At 55.6% G+C, this 16,349-nt stretch carries 13 protein-coding genes; 9 read left to right on the top strand and 4 right to left on the bottom strand.

All coding sequences use genetic code 11. The features are described from left to right. Positions 1-471: 471 nt before the first annotated feature. The gene (locus QLG08_RS04515; protein ID WP_243408592.1) at positions 472-741 is read right to left on the bottom strand and encodes a GNAT family N-acetyltransferase; all 270 of its coding nucleotides are present in this window, start codon (positions 739-741) and stop codon (positions 472-474) included. A gap of 191 nt (positions 742-932) precedes the next feature. Here QLG08_RS04515 and sapA point away from each other — a divergent pair, with 191 nt between their 5' ends. The 7 genes from sapA (at position 933) to QLG08_RS04480 (ending at position 8,439) form a co-directional block, all read left to right on the top strand. Continuing rightward, on the top strand, positions 933-2,561 hold the full coding sequence (sapA, locus tag QLG08_RS04510) for an ABC transporter substrate-binding protein SapA (protein ID WP_210452691.1): 1,629 nt from the start codon (positions 933-935) through the stop codon (positions 2,559-2,561). Continuing rightward, positions 2,562-3,527, top strand: coding sequence for a putrescine export ABC transporter permease SapB (gene sapB, locus QLG08_RS04505; RefSeq protein ID WP_014605757.1), 966 nt, complete (start codon positions 2,562-2,564; stop codon positions 3,525-3,527). Then, on the top strand, positions 3,514-4,404 hold the full coding sequence (sapC, locus tag QLG08_RS04500; protein WP_210452692.1) for a putrescine export ABC transporter permease SapC: 891 nt from the start codon (positions 3,514-3,516) through the stop codon (positions 4,402-4,404). Before sapB ends, sapC begins: the two co-directional genes overlap by 14 nt. After that, positions 4,404-5,399 (top strand): putrescine export ABC transporter ATP-binding protein SapD, encoded by a 996-nt coding sequence (gene sapD / locus QLG08_RS04495; protein ID WP_210452693.1) that lies wholly within the window; start codon positions 4,404-4,406, stop codon positions 5,397-5,399. Before sapC ends, sapD begins: the two co-directional genes overlap by 1 nt. A gap of 1 nt (position 5,400) precedes the next feature. Further along, positions 5,401-6,204 (top strand): putrescine export ABC transporter ATP-binding protein SapF, encoded by an 804-nt coding sequence (sapF, locus tag QLG08_RS04490; RefSeq protein WP_014605756.1) that lies wholly within the window; start codon positions 5,401-5,403, stop codon positions 6,202-6,204. A gap of 141 nt (positions 6,205-6,345) precedes the next feature. Then, positions 6,346-7,134 (top strand): enoyl-ACP reductase FabI, encoded by a 789-nt coding sequence (fabI, locus tag QLG08_RS04485; RefSeq protein ID WP_014605755.1) that lies wholly within the window; start codon positions 6,346-6,348, stop codon positions 7,132-7,134. Between the two features lie 189 nt (positions 7,135-7,323). Then, positions 7,324-8,439 carry an oxidoreductase gene (locus QLG08_RS04480; protein WP_014605754.1) on the top strand — a complete coding sequence of 372 codons (1,116 nt, stop codon included), beginning with the start codon at positions 7,324-7,326 and terminating at the stop codon, positions 8,437-8,439. Here the strand turns inward: QLG08_RS04480 and QLG08_RS04475 are convergent. The 3 genes from QLG08_RS04475 to QLG08_RS04465 all read right to left on the bottom strand — a co-directional run bounded on the left by QLG08_RS04475 (position 8,436) and on the right by QLG08_RS04465 (position 11,584). After that, on the bottom strand, positions 8,436-9,332 hold the full coding sequence (locus QLG08_RS04475) for a LysR family transcriptional regulator (protein ID WP_282472824.1): 897 nt from the start codon (positions 9,330-9,332) through the stop codon (positions 8,436-8,438). The two genes, QLG08_RS04480 and QLG08_RS04475, sit on opposite strands and share 4 nt — an antisense overlap. Before the next feature lie 271 nt (positions 9,333-9,603). Continuing rightward, positions 9,604-9,741 (bottom strand): hypothetical protein, encoded by a 138-nt coding sequence (locus QLG08_RS04470; protein WP_014605744.1) that lies wholly within the window; start codon positions 9,739-9,741, stop codon positions 9,604-9,606. A 256-nt stretch (positions 9,742-9,997) separates the two neighbouring features. After that, positions 9,998-11,584 carry a PTS transporter subunit EIIC gene (locus tag QLG08_RS04465; protein WP_210475686.1) on the bottom strand — a complete coding sequence of 529 codons (1,587 nt, stop codon included), beginning with the start codon at positions 11,582-11,584 and terminating at the stop codon, positions 9,998-10,000. Between the two features lie 250 nt (positions 11,585-11,834). Here QLG08_RS04465 and QLG08_RS04460 point away from each other — a divergent pair, with 250 nt between their 5' ends. Next, on the top strand, positions 11,835-14,138 hold the full coding sequence (locus QLG08_RS04460) for an FdhF/YdeP family oxidoreductase (RefSeq protein WP_105077031.1): 2,304 nt from the start codon (positions 11,835-11,837) through the stop codon (positions 14,136-14,138). A 111-nt stretch (positions 14,139-14,249) separates the two neighbouring features. Beyond that, positions 14,250-16,184 (top strand): exoribonuclease II, encoded by a 1,935-nt coding sequence (locus QLG08_RS04455; protein ID WP_014593800.1) that lies wholly within the window; start codon positions 14,250-14,252, stop codon positions 16,182-16,184. Positions 16,185-16,349: the final 165 nt, after the last annotated feature.

Here is a 16,349-nt window from a genome sequence, read left to right as displayed (position 1 = left end):
TCCGATACGTGGCAAGACATTGTTTTTATTCGGCATTTGCCGTGGGCGATTCTTTGATACGACTGAGACAAGAGAGTGAGTCAGAAAGCGGGCGGGAGCCTAAAAAAGGGCCCGCCGAAGCGGGCAACTGGAAGCAATGTGAGCAATGTCGTGCTCTTCTTCGGTAGAGCCACCGTCGAAGCGCAACTGAATAATAATCATTCCTGTTCGCATCTGTAAAGCCTTATTGAGAACTTTTCTCATTTCCACATCAACGCTATGCCTTTATTTTTCACGCAACTCCGCGTGCTTACGCGTCATTTGAGTCTCTGCGTAAATAGACCATGTCACGTAACTGTACGCCCTCTTCGATAATCGGTTTGTCATCATTGTCCGTGAAAAAATCCTTGATCCAGTGTGACTCGCGAAACCGCTTTTATGATAAAAACGGAGTATGCCTGGCACGTCCCCGGTGTCGACGTACATCGTCTTTCACGCTTTTAAAAACGTCTCTGCAAGATAAGCCAGCATCGCGCGTCCATAGCCTTTACCCTGATCTGCCGGGCAGGTCGCCATATTTTTAAGCTCGCATTCCGTCTCGTTTAAACGCGTCACCACGGCAATGCACTTCACTCCGTTATCCCACAGCCTGAACATGCGTCCGCTGGCAAGATAGCGGTCAATCATATCTTCCTGTTCATCGGCCAACAGCAATAGCGGCAGGTAGATTTTTTTATTTTCCGTCACTTCATCGATAGTCATGAGTGCTTTCCTCCTGTGCCATCGACACAAACAGGTTCTGCCTGGGTAAAAACTGATCGCGATCGGCAGCGGCAGCCAATCCCACTTTTACGCTGGTGCGCGCGCAAAGAGCTGGCAATCGCTGATGCGTATTTGGGGCCAGGCCCGCTTTGCGATACACTCTGCCTAATGCCTGAGAATCGTTGAGTTCTATGTTAAAACTAATTCCTTCGCTGTTACTGAGTCTCAGCGTGTTGAGCGCGCCTGTGTGGTCTGCGCCGACGCTGGAGGGTGATATCCGTCAAAGCGGATTCGTCTATTGCGTTAACGGCACGCTGAATACCTTCAATCCGCAGATGGCCAGCAGTGGTTTAACGGTGGATACGCTGGCTGCGCAGCTGTACGACCGCCTGTTAGATGTGGATCCTTACACCTACCGGTTGCAGTCCGATCTGGCTGCCAGTTGGGACGTGCGTGATAACGGTGCCACTTACCGTTTTCACCTGCGTCATGGGGTGCAGTTCCAGCACACCGCAACCTTTAAACCCACCCGCGCCATGAATGCGGATGACGTGGTATTCAGCTTTGCCCGCATGTTCGATCGCAAACATCCCTGGCATAACGTCAACGGTGGCTATTACCCCTATTTCGACAGCCTGCAGTTCGCCGATTCCGTTCAGAGCATTAAAAAAATCGATAACGATACCGTCGAATTCCGTCTGAATAGTCCGGACGCCTCTTTTCTCTGGCACCTGGCGACGCACTACGCGCCCGTTTTGTCGAAAGAGTATGCTGACAGCCTGGATAAAGTGGGCCGCCAGGAAGAGCTGGATCGTTTACCTGTCGGCACCGGTCCTTTCCAGTTGAGCGAATACCGCAGCGGGCAATATATTCGTCTGGCGCGTAACCCGCATTACTGGAAAGGCGTGCCGCGCCTGCAGCAGGTGGTTATCGATCTCGGAGCCGGCGGAACAGGCCGTTTATCGAAGCTGCTTACGGGCGAATGCGACGTGCTCGCCTATCCTGCCGCCAGCCAAATATCCATTCTGCGTGACGATCCCCGACTGCGCATGACGCTGCGGCCCGGGATGAACATCGCCTATTTAGCGTTTAATACCCGCAAACCGCCGCTCGACAGGCCGGAAGTCCGTCACGCACTGGCGCTGGCGATGAATAATGAGCGTCTGATGGAATCTATCTATTACGGCACTGCCGAGACGGCTGCATCCATACTCCCTCGCGCGTCCTGGGCTTACGATACCGATGCCAGCATTACCCCTTACGATCCCAAAAAGGCCAAAGAAGCGCTGGAAGCCGCTGGCGTCCACGATCTTCATCTGCGCCTGGTCGTGCCCGCGGCCTCGCAGTCCTGGAACCCTGCACCGCTGAAAACGGCAGAGCTTATCCAGGCTGACCTTGCGCAAATTGGCGTACAGGTCACCATCGTGCCGGTTGAGGGGCGTTTTCAGGAGGCACAGCTGATGGCAATGAACCACGATCTGACGCTGGCGGGCTGGGCAACTGACAGTAACGATCCCGACAGCTTCTTTCGTCCGCTGCTCAGCTGCGCCGCCATCAGTTCGCAGACCAACTATGCTCACTGGTGTTCACCCACGTTTGACGACACGCTGAAAAATGCCCTGTTGTCACAGCAGCTGTCGGGGCGTATTGAAAATTATGATAAAGCCCAGCAGATTCTGGCGCGCGAGCTGCCCGTTCTGCCGCTGGCTTCATCTTTGCGTCTGCAAGCCTATCGGCATGATATTAAAGGTCTGGTTTTGAGTCCGTTTGGTAATGCGTCATTTGCCGGCGTGTATCGTGATGAGCGAGAGGAACGTTAAGTGGTCATCTATATCCTGCGTCGCCTGGTATTGCTGGTGATTACCTTGTTTTTTCTTTCGCTGGTGAGTTTCAGCCTGAGCTATTTCACCCCTAACGCGCCCCTGGAAGGCGCATCGCTGTTCGATGCCTGGTGGTTCTGGTTTAAAGGCATGCTGCAGCTGGACTTTGGGGTTTCCAGCACCAATGGGCAGGAAATTGGCGTACAGCTGCGTGAGGTGTTTCCCGCTACGATGGAGCTGTGCCTGATGGCCTTTAGCTTAGCGCTGATCGTCGGGATTCCGCTGGGCATTTGCGCCGGTGCGATGCGGCATAAATGGCAGGATAAACTGATCAGCGCTCTCGCCCTGTTAGGGTTCTCGATTCCTGTGTTCTGGCTTGCCCTGCTATTTACGCTGTTTTTTTCGTTGACGCTGGGCTGGCTGCCGGTTTCCGGCCGCTACGATTTGCTCTATCCGGTCCAGAACATTACCGGCTTTGCCTTGATCGATGCCTGGCTCAGCCCCTCGCCGTGGCGGCATGAAATGATGATTAGCGTGCTGATGCATCTGATTTTGCCGGTGACCGTTCTGGCCATGGCGCCAACGACCGAGATCGTGCGTTTATTGCGCATCAGCACCATTGATGTCGTGGATAAAAGCTATGTGAAGGCGGCCGCCACCCGTGGGTTATCCCGTTTTACCGTGATTCGCCGTCACGTTCTGCATAATGCCCTTCCGCCCGTCATTCCACGCCTGGGTCTGCAGTTTTCCAGCATGTTAACGCTGGCGATGATCACGGAAATGGTCTTCAACTGGCCCGGCCTGGGGCGCTGGCTGATTAACGCTATCCGCCAGCAGGATTATGCGGCGATATCGGCCGGTGTGATGGTGACCGGCGGCGTGGTGATTGTGGTGAATGTGCTCTCTGACATTGTCGGTGCGGCGCTGAATCCGCTGAAACATAAGGAATGGTATGCCTTACGATAACATCTACGCCGAAAAACGCCTGCCGAGCGCATTTCGTCAGAGCTGGCACCATTTTTATAGCGACATGCCTGCGATGATAGGTCTGTACGGCTTTGGCGCACTGCTGCTGCTCTGTCTGTTTGGGCATTTCCTGGCACCTTATCCCATCGACCAGCAGTTTTTGGGCTACCAGCTGTTACCGCCCTCCTGGTCGCGCTACGGTGAAGTATCGTTCTTCCTTGGAACAGACGATTTAGGGCGTGATTTACTCAGCCGTCTGCTCAATGGCGTGGCCCCGACAGTGGGTTCAGCCATTGTCGTTACGCTGTTTGCCACTTTCTGGGCACTGGTACTCGGTATCGTGGCGGGCATGACGCACGGCGTGCGCTCTGCCGTGCTGAATCACGTGCTGGACACGTTACTGTCAATTCCTTCTCTCTTGCTGGCCATCATCGTGGTGGCCTTTCTCGGCCCACGCCTTGAACATGCGTTGCTGGCGGTCTGGCTGGCGCTGATGCCAAGGCTGGTGCGGGAAATTTACAGCGCCGTTCATGATGAACTGGAAAAAGAGTATGTGGTGGCGGCGCGTCTCGATGGGGCGACCAGCATTAATATTATGTGGCATGCGATTCTCCCTAACGTGTTACCGATGCTGATCAGCGAAATTACGCGTGCGCTCTCCATGGCCATTCTTGATATTGCCGCCCTGGGATTTCTTGACCTTGGCGCGCAGTTGCCCTCACCGGAATGGGGCGCGATGCTGGGCGATTCCCTGGAGCTGGTCTACGTGGCTCCCTGGACCGTGATGTTGCCCGGTACGGCGCTGATGCTAAGCGTATTAGTGGTTAACCTGCTCGGTGATGGCATTCGTCGGGCCGTCGAGGCGGGAGTGGAATAATGCCGTTACTGGATATTCGTAATCTGACGATTGAATTTATGACCGCGGATGGGCCGGTTAAAGCGGTCGATCGTGTTAATTTGTCCCTCAGTGAAGGCGAAATTCGCGGTCTGGTCGGAGAGTCCGGTTCGGGCAAGAGTCTGGTGGCCAAGGCGATTTGCGGCGTGACTAACGACAACTGGCGCGTTACCGCAGACCGCATGGTCTTTGATGACGTTGATCTGCTGCGTCTGTCTGCCCGTGAGCGCCGCCGCATCGTGGGTCATAACGTATCGATGATTTTTCAGGAGCCGCAATCCTGTCTCGATCCCTCTGAAAGTGTCGGGCGTCAGCTGATGCAGGCGATTCCGCGCTGGACCTATAAAGGCCCGTGGATGAAGCGTTTTTGGTTCTGGCGTAAAACCCGAGCGATTGAACTGCTGCATCGGGTGGGCATTAAGGATCATAAAGACATCATGCGCAGCTTTCCCTATGAGTTAACCGAGGGCGAGTGCCAGAAAGTTATGATCGCCATCGCGCTGGCGAATCAGCCCCGCCTGCTGATTGCGGATGAGCCAACCAATGCGATGGAGCCTACAACCCAGGCGCAGATATTCCGCCTGCTGAGCCGTCTTAACCAGAACAACACCACCACCATTTTATTGATCAGCCACGATCTGCGCACGATGAGCCAGTGGGCTAACCGCATTAACGTCATGTACTGCGGCCAGACGGTCGAAACGGCGCAAAGCGAAGACCTGATGACGACCCCGCATCATCCCTATACTCAGGCTTTGATTCGCGCCATGCCTGATTTTGGTCGTCCGCTGCCGCACAAAAGCCGGCTGAACACCTTATCCGGCGCGATTCCGTCGCTGGAGAGCCTGCCGATTGGCTGTCGCCTGGGACCACGTTGTCCCTACGCACAGCGTAAGTGCATTGAAACGCCGCGGCTGACGGGCACCCGCTCGCACCTGTACGCCTGCCACTTCCCGCTTAACGTTGAGGGCCAATAACATGGAAACGTTGCTGGAAGTCCGCAATCTCAGCAAAACCTTTCGCTACCGCACCGGCCTGTTTCGCCGCCAGCACGTTGAAGCCGTTAAATCCGTCAGCTTTACGCTGCGTGAAAAGCAGACCCTGGCGATTATCGGCGAGAACGGATCGGGTAAATCGACCCTGGCGAAAATGCTTAGCGGCACCGTTGCCCCCAGCGACGGGGAGATCATCATTGACGATCATCCGCTCAGCTTTGGTGATTACGGCTATCGTAGCCAACGCATTCGCATGATTTTTCAGGATCCGTCAACGTCGCTCAACCCGCGCCAGCGCGTGAGCCAGATTCTGGATCTGCCGCTGCGCCTGAATACCGGGCTGGATGCTGAGGAACGGGAAAAACGCATCATTGCAACGCTGCGTCAGGTGGGATTGCTGCGCGATCACGCGGGTTACTATCCCCACATGCTGGCACCGGGCCAAAAACAGCGCCTTGGGCTGGCACGGGCCTTGATCCTGCAGCCCAAAGTGATTGTGGCCGACGAGGCGCTGGCCTCTCTGGATATGACCATGCGCTCTCAACTGGTCAATCTGATGCTGGAACTCCAGGAAAAACACGGCATTGCTTATATTTATGTGACCCAGCATCTTGGCATGATGAAGCACATCAGCGATAAAGTACTCGTCATGCATCACGGTGAAGTGGTGGAACGCGGCGGAACGGCAGACGTGCTCGCCTCGCCGCTGCACGAGATGACCAAACGCCTGATCAACAGCCATTTTGGCGAGGCGCTGACCGCCGAAGCCTGGCGGCGTGAGCGTTGATTTTGCGGCATATTGTGGAAAACGCTGAGCGGTTTTCCTGATTTCAAGCAGACGTGCTAGAATCCGCACGTCGATTAACGTCGGTCGTCTATTATTTAAACAACGCGACCGCCAACTACCATGACCATAAGGATTACAGCTATGGGTTTTCTTTCCGGTAAGCGCATTCTGATTACTGGTGTTGCCAGTAAACTTTCCATCGCCTACGGTATTGCACAGGCGATGCGCAAACAGGGCGCAGAACTGGCTTTCACCTACCAAAACGACAAACTGAAAGGTCGTGTGGAAGAGTTTGCCAAAGATTTGGGTTCTGACATTGTGCTGCCATGTGATGTTGCAGAAGATGAAAGCATCAAATCCCTGTTCGTTGAGCTGGCAAAAACCTGGCCGAAATTTGACGGTTTCGTGCACTCCATTGGCTTCGCCCCTGGCGACCAGCTGGATGGCGATTACGTCAATGCCGTAACCCGCGAAGGTTTCAAAATCGCACATGACATCAGCGCCTACAGCTTTGTTGCAATGGCAAAAGAGTGCCGTGCGATGCTGAACCCTAACTCCGCCCTGCTGACGCTGTCTTACCTGGGTGCAGAGCGCGCTATCCCTAACTACAACGTAATGGGCCTGGCGAAAGCGTCCCTTGAAGCAAACGTCCGTTACATGGCGAACGCGATGGGTCCTGAAGGCGTGCGTGTTAACGCCGTGTCTGCGGGTCCAATTCGTACCCTGGCGGCATCGGGCATCAAAGATTTCCGTAAGATGCTGGCCCACTGTGAAGCGGTCACCCCGATTCGTCGTACCGTCACCATTGAAGACGTAGGTAACTCTGCGGCCTTCCTGTGTTCCGACCTTGCGGGTGGGATCACCGGTGAAATCGTTCACGTTGACGGCGGTTTCAGCATCGCTGCGATGAATGAACTGGAACTGAAATAAGTTTCCTCACGGGCGAGCGTTGCTCGCCCTGCGCGCCCCCTGTCCGATCCCCGCGTTATTCCTTATCGCTATTAATTATCACCGATTGGTCTTTTGCCCTGACCTGCCCGTGGGCGACGATAAGTCAGCCCTGCGGCCTGCGACTGAATCACCGCATGCGCCGCATCAGATTTTGCAAAAGGACTGATGATGCAACAACGCCGCTATCCCGGCCAGGACCACTGGTTTTATGAAAGTCAGACCAGTCCGCGCAGCGTACAGGCTGCCCCGCTTTTTCCAGAAGCCGCCCATGTCGATGACCGGTTTTTGCTGGGGTTAGCACAGGACGCTTCTGTTATTCAGCCTTTACTTCAGGCCGACCAGCCCGCCATACAGATCGCCCATCACGTTGTTGACCAGCTGTTTCCCGACCAGATTGAAACCACACTGACCCATACGCTTACGCTGTATGACCGGCTAAGCACCGCCTTGACGGTGGCTCAGGTGGCAGGCATTCAACGTCTGTGTAACCACTATTCCGCCCGCCTGAATCCCCTGCCGGGTCCTGATTCCTCTCGTGAAAGCAACAATCGCCTGACGCAAATTACGCAATATGCCCGCCTGCTGGCGATGCAGCCCGCCTTAATTACGGCGGAGAGCATCCGCGCGCTGCATGCGGTAGGGCTGAGCGAAGCCGATATCGTCACACTCAACCATCTGGTGGGCTTTGTCTGCTATCAGGCGCGCGTCATCGCCGGGATTCATGCTCTGCTGGAACGGCCGGTGCGCTGGATGCCGGGTATGTCACCGGCTCCTGACGCCGATGTGGCGACGTTTGCCCAGCCCTGCGCGTGGCAGCCTGTGCTGACGCCGCTGGAGCCGCGCTATGCCAGCGAGGCGCAACATGCCGCTGTCGCCGCGTGTCAGCATGCGCCGGTGCTTAAAGATACAGTCTGGCTGCTGGCTCACGCGCCTGCGCTGCTGCAAAGCTGGTTTGCCCTGCGTCAACAGCTGCAAGATGGCGCAAGCGCAAGCGTGGAGGCGACCGCCGCACGGATACTGGGCAGCCGCTGGATCTGGCAGCATGCTGCAGATGCAGAGAAGCGAATGAGTCAGGCGGACGAGGCGAAAACCGACAGTGAGCAGCAGGCTGTCATTACACTAACCGCTCAGCTCACCCGCCAGCCAGAGCGCGTCAGTGCGCTCGATCTGCAACCGCTTGCGCAAGCTGGCTGGTCGCATGCCAGGCAGTTCAGCGTGATACAGGCTATCGCGCTGGCCAACTGGAACAGCCGTTTGTTTTATGCCTGCGGTGAAGCCAGCTAGCTGACCAGATAGCTTCGCGCTTCGTCATAAAAATGCTGTGCGAGCGGCGTGGCCCGGCCAGGCTCGGCGATCACCAGCGCGGCCTGACGCGCCATTTTTGGCATCGAAATAGTGCGCTTTTCCAGGCCGTGTAAGGATTCAGGCAGCAAATGGCCCCGTGGCGAGATCAGAACACCCAGACCGACCTGGGTACACTGCAACAGCTGCATGACAGAGGCGCTTTCAACCACCACGCGCGGCACCAGCGCAGCATCGCGAAACGTCATATCCAGATAGCGGCGAAAATAACGGGTTGGCTCCGCCAGACACAGCGGCTGCTGCGCCAGCGTTGGCAGGTCAAGCGTTTCATGGGCGCATAACGGGGGGAAATGGGCGGGATGAAAAACCGCCTCAACGCCGCTGTCCGCCAGCAGCGATGCCTGAAAATGCAGTTCCCGCAGCGTCGCCATTTCAAAAAAGCCAATGCCGACATCAACCGTGTGGCTGTTCAGCGCGTCCAGCAGTTGATCGGCACTTAACACGGCAATGCGGTAATCCAGCTGCGGATAACGAGCCTGCACCGCTTTTAACAGTTCTGCCAACGAAACGCTGCACTGCGGGACCACACCGAGGCGAAGCGTACCGTTCACGCCGTGTTTTAACGACTCGACCTCCAGCTTCAGCCCCTGATAAACCGAAACGATTTCCCGTGCCCAAGCCAGCACCCTGTCGCCCTCCGGCGTGAAACCGGCAAAGTTGTTACTGCGGTTGATCAACGACAGGCCCAGTTCACGCTCCAGGTTTTTTAACCGCATCGATAAGGTTGGCTGGCTGACAAAGCTGGCTTCGGCGGCACGACCAAAATGGCGTTCGCGTTCGAGATTACAGAGATAGATGAGTTGCTTGATATCGATTTTCTTTTACCCGCCGTCACACCGTTCTAATGAACACCTATTATGTGCCGATGGGTTAACAGATTGCCAGTCGGAGATAGCATTGTGGTAAAGAGATCGCGGGCGCTTGCGGTTTCGTGCATGCGGCGTAGTGTGGAAGCGCTATTAAGACGGCGATACATCAGACAATCAGGTGGAGAACGCCCCATGTGGGCAATAGATTGGGGTTATTGTTGATCTTAACATTGTATTATTTGTAATTTTTATTGGTGTTTCCCTGGTATTGCGACACTCACTTCGTGGGATACGGCCAGGCGTGATCAATCCCTGTGGAAGACAGGACGCCGGTAGCCAGTAAATAAATCACCACCAGCGCAAAGAATATAATTGCTGATATTTCAACGATTTTAATCAGACTGTGTTTAGCCATTAATAACCCCCTTTTGATTGCGTGTATTTAACCTTCACCTCTTACCTTAGAGTGTTACCGGTAAAGTACAAGCCCCGTTCACAAAATGAAACATAAAGCCCTGCTTATATATTGTGACCAGTTTGTTACAAGCGTATGGATTGTCGCGGAGGCGCGCTTTAAGGGGACAATGGACAGTGAGCAGGAAGGCGGGCAATGCACAGGAGTGACAAACGGCAAAGGCACCGTGCTCGCACCTTTGCCGGGTGAAGGGGGATTATCCGACGCCCAACGCTGATTTCACCTCTTGTGCGATTTTCTCAACCTGTGGGCCATAAATCACCTGCACATCCTGTTCGCTCACGCGGTTAATACCATTCGCGCCGGTACGCATTAACGTCTGATCCACCACTTCTTTCATGTCTTTGACGCGAACCCGCAAACGCGTGAAGCAGCAATCGACATCCTCTATATTGGCCGCCCCGCCCAGTCCGCTGATGATCACGTTAGTGCGCTCGCTGGCTTCAACAAGCTGGGGTTTTTCATCGTCCGTTTCCCGCCCGGGCGTTTCGACATGCATGCGCGTAATCACATAACGAAACGCGTAGTAATAAACCGGTGCGTAGATTGCCCCAAGCACCAGCGTCCACCACCAGTGGGTTTTACTGCCACCCAGCACGCCGAAGACCACCAGATCGATAATGCCGCCCTGCACGTTACCAATCATCAGATGTAGCATCGACATCAGCATAAATGACAGGCCCGTTAGAAATGCATGCAGCAGATAGAGCACCGGCGAAACAAAAATAAAGCAGAACTCCAGTGGTTCGGTGATCCCGGTGGTAAAGGACGTCATCGCGCCAGCCATGACCAGCGCCTTAACGCGCTGTTTATGCTCAGGCCTTGCGGTGTGATAGATCGCCAGGGCCGCGGCCGGCAGGCCAAACATCATGACCGGTATTTTTCCCTGCGCCAGAAACTGCGTGGCGGTGCGGAGCGTCGCATCAGGAATCATCCCGGGATGGGTCAGCGAGGTATTGAAGATATTCAACGCACCAACAATCGTCTGCCCGTCCACGATGGCCATACCGCCGATGGGCGTAAAGCGCACGGTTTCATTCAGGATGTGATGCAGGCCCGTCGGGATCAGAATACGTTCTGAAGCGCCCAGCAGGAACGCACCATACTGCCCGCTCCGACCGATCATCTGTCCTACCCAGGCAATACCTTCACCGATAGTGGGCCAGACGAGCGCCAGAAGCACGCCGATGAGCGGCAGGAAAACCACCGTCACGATGGGCACAAAACGGCGTCCGCCAAAGAAACTGATCGCCGTGGGGAGCTGCTGCGTATAAAAGCGGTTATGCAACATGACGGTAAGCAGTCCGGCAATCACGCCGCCCAGTACGCTCATGTTATAGGTGAAGATGCCCAGCATCTGGATATATTCCGCCGAGGTCATCATGGCCGTGGTTTGATCCATTCCGGCCTGCTGCAGCGCCTGAGGTGTGGTCGTGGCGGCGGTAATGCCCCTGGCGGCCAGCGTGGCGTTAATGCCGACATTCATGGCGATATAGCCGATAACTGCGGCAAAGGCTGCCGTCGGCTTTTCCGCTTTTGCCAGCCCGATGGCGCTGGCCACGGCAAAGAACAGCGGCAGATTAGCAAAGAGCGCGCCTGCGACTTTGCGAATAAACCCGATGATAAGCTGGGCAACCTGCATCTGTGCGAAGGCTTCACCGGTGACGGCGGGATTCTGCATGGCGGCTGCCAGCCCCAGAAAGATGCCGGCCGCCGCAATCACCGAAATCGGCATCATCAACGCCTTGCCAAACGCATGGATCTGGCTGGTCAGTTGTTTCATGGTGTCGCGCCCTTTTCTGTTTTAAACAGCAAGTATTAGCGCGATGTGCCGATAACACCCGTTATGGCAAGGTTACGAAAAGGTAAAACATGAACACCATCACACTTGGCGTGCCCCACGATAAACGCCAGCTATCGCACCATTAAGCCAATCAATTAGACAAGCTTTGTCGTGAATAGCACACTAATCTTTACCATCAGGATATATCCTTGCAACATTCGTCCAACATAAAAATAAGCCTGCACACATGATGAAATTTAAGCGTCAAATTAAGCCATACCGTGCCGCAGCGGGCGGCTGGGGTTCACTGGAAGCCACCACACGTTTTGTTTTCGACAGTAAAGCTGCGCTGAAAAATTTGCGTAACCTCATGCGCATGAACAAAGCACGCGGCTTCGACTGCCCGGGCTGTGCCTGGGGCGATGACAATAAAAGTACCTTTAGCTTCTGCGAAAACGGTGCAAAAGCCGTCACCTGGGAAGCCACGCGCCGCGTTGTTGATACCGACTTTTTTGCCAAACACAGCGTGGCAACCCTGTATGCACAAAGCGACTATTTTCTGGAATATCAGGGCCGCCTGACACATCCGTTGCGCTACAACGCCGAAAGCGATCATTACGAACCCATCAGCTGGGATGATGCCTTTGCGCTCATCGCACAACATATTAAAGCGATGGATAACCCGGATCAGATGGAGCTATACACCTCTGGTCGCGCCAGTAATGAAGCCTCCTGGCTTTATCAGCTGTTTGGCCGCATGTTGGGCACCAATAACTTCCCGGACTGCTCCAATATGTGTCACGAGGCAAGCGGTGCGGGCCTGAAACGCAGCATCGGCGTGGGTAAAGGCACCATCCGTCTTGACGATTTTGACCATGCCGATGCCATTTTTGTCTTTGGCCAAAATCCGGGGACAAACCATCCGCGCATGCTGCACAGCCTGCGTCACGCCGCCGACCATGGCGCAAAAATCGTGACCTTTAACACGCTACGCGAGCGCGGTCTGGAACGTTTTGCCGATCCGCAAAAGCCGCTGGAAATTGTCACGTCTAAAGCGGGCACCATAAGCTCTGCCTATTACCAGCCGCATCTGGGCGGTGATATGGCTGCCGTTCGCGGCATGGTGAAAGCCCTGCTGGAAACGCATCGTGCACGCCTTGCGGCAGGCGAAAGCGGCCTGTTCGACCAGGCTTTCCTGAATGCCAAAACCCATGGCGTTGAGGCCTATTTTGAAGCGGTTGATAACACCGACTGGATGCAGATTGTGGCGCAGTCCGGCCTGACAGAGGCGCAAATCCGCGAAGCGGCGGCAATTTATCAGAGTGCCGATCGGGTTATTTGCACCTGGGCGATGGGCATCACCCAACACAAGCATTCGGTTGATACCGTGCGTGAAATCACCAACCTGCAGCTGCTGTTTGGGCAGTTAGGCAAAAAAGGGGCGGGCCTGTGCCCTGTTCGCGGTCACAGCAATGTTCAGGGTAACCGCACCATGGGCATTGATGAAAAACCGGCTAAGCCTTTCCTCGACGCGCTGGGTCAGCACTTTGGCTTCGAACCCCCGCGTGCTGCAGGCCACAATACTGTTGAAGCGCTCAACGCCATGCTGCGTGATGAAATCAAAGTGCTTATCGCGCTCGGGGGCAACCTCGCAGCGGCGGCACCGGATTCTCCGCGCACCGAAGAAGCCTTGTCCCGTTGTGGTCTGACGGTGCACATCAGCACCAAGCTTAACCGCAGCCACCTCGTGCCGGGTCATGAAGGACTGATTCTGCCTACGCTGGGCCGCACCGAGCGCGATCTGCAGGCTACGGGTAACCAGTTCATTACGGTCGAAGACTCCTTCAGCATGGTTCATGCCTCTGAAGGCGTGGGGATTCCGTTGGCGGAGACGCAGCGTTCTGAAACCTCAATTGTGGCGAGTATTGCTCACGCGGTTCTCGGTGATGACAAGGTGAAGTGGTTAGATCTGGCGGCGGATTACAACCTGATTCGCGATCATATCGCGGCAACGATTCCGGGTTTTGCCGACTTCAATACCAAATGCGATCAGCCTGGCGGGTTCTATCTTGGCAACGCGGCGGCAGAACTGCGTTTTAATACGCCGACCGGCAAGGCTGAGTTTAGCCCTGCTGCGCTGCCCCACTCGCTGTTTCCGCAGTTGGATCAGGACGTGCCCTTCACGCTGCAAACGCTGCGTTCGCACGATCAGTACAACACGACGATCTACGGTCTTGACGACCGCTATCGCGGCGTTTACGGTCAGCGCGAAGTCGTCTTCATCAACCCCGATGACATGGCTGAATTAGGGTTCAGCGAAGGGCAGAATGTGGATATTGAAACGCTGTGGAATGATGGCGTCACGCGTCGCGTCAGCGGCTTCAAGCTGGTGCCTTATAACATTCCTCGCGGCAACCTGGCCGCCTACTATCCCGAAACCAACCCGCTGGTTCCGTTAAACAGCTTCGGTGATATCAGCGGCACGCCCACCTCAAAATCCGTGCCGGTTAAGCTCGAACTGACGCAGGCGCTGGCAACCCAACGCATCGCCTGATTCAGGCTTTTCTCCAGGCAAAAAGCCGGTTCGTCCGGCTTTTTGCCTTGCCGCGAGACCCCGATTCGCGTAAAACTGTCAGCCGCTATTAGGCCACGAAACGTAAAAATCATGTTCCAGGATAATCCGCTGCTTGCGCAGCTTAAAGAGAAGCTTCACTCGCAAACGCCCCGTGCAGAAGGCGTTGTTAAAGGCACCGAAAAGGGATTCGGCTTTCTGGAAGTCGATGCACAGAAAAGTTATTTCATCCCGCCGCCACAGATGAAAAAAGTGATGCATGGCGACCGTATCGTTGCCATCGTCCACAGCGATAAAGATCGCGAAAGTGCCGAGCCTGAAACGCTGGTCGAGCCCTTTCTGAGCCGTTTTGTTGGCCGCGTGCAGAAAAAAGATGACCGCCTTTCTATCGTGCCCGATCATCCTCTGCTCAAAGACGCGATTCAGTGTCGTCCGGTCCGTGGACTGAGCCATGATTTCCAGAATGGCGACTGGGCCGTGGCAGAAATGCGTCGCCATCCCTTAAAAGGCGACCGTGGCTTTTATGCCGAACTCACCGAATTTATCGTTAAAGCCGACGACCACCTTGCACCGTGGTGGGTGACACTGTCACGTCATAATCTGGAGCGTGAAGCGCCAGAAATCGGCTTTGGCGAGATGCTGGACGAAAGCCTGACGCGTGAAGACCTGACCGCGCTGGATTTTGTGACCATCGACAGCGCCAGCACGGAAGATATGGACGATGCGCTGTATGCTGAAGCACTGGACGATGGCGCCCTGCGTCTCACTATCGCCATTGCCGATCCGACCGCTTATGTTGCCGAAGGCAGCGAGCTGGATAAGCTGGCGGCGCAGCGTGCCTTTACCAACTACCTGCCGGGCTTCAATATTCCCATGCTGCCGCGCGAGCTGTCTGACGATGTCTGCTCGCTGCGCCCTGACGTGCGTCGGCCGGTTCTGGCCTGCCGCGTGACCGTGGCTCAGGATGGAAGCCTGGCGGACGATGTGCAGTTCTTTGCGGCCTGGATCGAGTCCAAAGCCAAGCTGGTCTACGACGAGGTTTCAGACTGGCTGGAAAACAGTGGCGAATGGCAACCACAGAGCGACGCGATTGCTGACCAGATTCGTCTGCTGCACCGTCTGTGCCTGTCACGCGCCGAGTGGCGTCAAAACCACGCGCTGGTGTTTAAAGATCGCCCGGACTATCGTTTCCTGCTGGGCGAAAAAGGCGAAGTGCTGGAAATCGTCGCCGAACCGCGCCGCATAGCGAACCGGATGGTTGAAGAAGCGATGATTCTGGCGAACATCTGTGCCGCCAACGTCCTGCGCGAAAAGCTGGGCTTTGGTATTTACAACGTCCATGCCGGTTTTGACGCAGCAAACGCCGAACAGGCCGCCGCTGTCCTGGCAACTCACGGCATCACGGCCGATCCGCAGGCGATCACCACGCTCGACGGTTTCCGCGTACTGCGTCGTGAGCTGGATGCGCAGCCTACTCAGTTCCTTGACAGCCGCATTCGTCGTTTCCAGACCTATGCAGAGATCACCACCGAGCCGGGCCCGCACTTTGGTTTGGGGCTGGAAGCCTATGCCACCTGGACCTCACCGATTCGTAAGTTTGGCGATATGATCAACCATCGTCTGCTGAAGGCGATCGTGCGCGGCGAACCCATCGGCCGTCCGGACGATGCGCTGACAGTCACCATGAGCGAGCGTCGTCGTCTAAACCGCATGGCCGAGCGCGACGTGGGTGACTGGCTCTATGCCCGCTATCTGTCGCCGTTTGCCGCAACTGACCGCAAGTTTAGCGCAGAAATCATTGATGTATCGCGTGGTGGCATGCGGGTCCGTCTGCTGGAAAATGGCGCCGTCGCGTTTATTCCTGCGCCGTTCCTGCATGCCGTGCGCGATGAGCTGGTGTGCAGCCAGGAAAGCGGTACGGTACAGATTAAAGGTGACGTGGTTTACCGCGTATCCGACGTGATTGACGTGACCATTGCGGAAGTTCGCATGGAAACACGCAGCGTTGTTGCACGCCCTGCCGCCTAAGACACCACCGTCGGGACAGCACAGCCTGCTCCGACGGTCTTTTTTCCTCCGCCTGCCCCTGTATCTTCGCGTTAAATTTGCTCCACGCTTCACAGTTTTATCTTTATTAACTTCCACTTACATTACATTACATTAACGTTAGCTCGTTGTATCCGATCGCCTTCC

It is taken from the genome of Pantoea sp. V106_11, from assembly GCF_029967885.1.
GTDB lineage: Bacteria > Pseudomonadota > Gammaproteobacteria > Enterobacterales > Enterobacteriaceae > Pantoea > Pantoea ananatis.
This window is presented reverse-complemented; position numbering and strand designations above follow the sequence as displayed.

Excerpts from the sequence above, each read along its gene's own strand:
- QLG08_RS04515 (WP_243408592.1), bottom strand. The coding sequence starts at position 741 with ATGACTATCGATGAAGTGACGGAAAATAAAAAAATCTACCTGCCGCTA.
- sapA (WP_210452691.1), top strand. The coding sequence starts at position 933 with ATGTTAAAACTAATTCCTTCGCTGTTACTGAGTCTCAGCGTGTTGAGC.
- sapC (WP_210452692.1), top strand. The coding sequence starts at position 3,514 with ATGCCTTACGATAACATCTACGCCGAAAAACGCCTGCCGAGCGCATTT.
- sapD (WP_210452693.1), top strand. The coding sequence starts at position 4,404 with ATGCCGTTACTGGATATTCGTAATCTGACGATTGAATTTATGACCGCG.
- sapF (WP_014605756.1), top strand. The coding sequence starts at position 5,401 with ATGGAAACGTTGCTGGAAGTCCGCAATCTCAGCAAAACCTTTCGCTAC.
- fabI (WP_014605755.1), top strand. The coding sequence starts at position 6,346 with ATGGGTTTTCTTTCCGGTAAGCGCATTCTGATTACTGGTGTTGCCAGT.
- QLG08_RS04480 (WP_014605754.1), top strand. The coding sequence starts at position 7,324 with ATGCAACAACGCCGCTATCCCGGCCAGGACCACTGGTTTTATGAAAGT.
- QLG08_RS04470 (WP_014605744.1), bottom strand. The coding sequence starts at position 9,741 with ATGGCTAAACACAGTCTGATTAAAATCGTTGAAATATCAGCAATTATA.
- QLG08_RS04465 (WP_210475686.1), bottom strand. The coding sequence starts at position 11,584 with ATGAAACAACTGACCAGCCAGATCCATGCGTTTGGCAAGGCGTTGATG.
- QLG08_RS04460 (WP_105077031.1), top strand. The coding sequence starts at position 11,835 with ATGAAATTTAAGCGTCAAATTAAGCCATACCGTGCCGCAGCGGGCGGC.
- QLG08_RS04455 (WP_014593800.1), top strand. The coding sequence starts at position 14,250 with ATGTTCCAGGATAATCCGCTGCTTGCGCAGCTTAAAGAGAAGCTTCAC.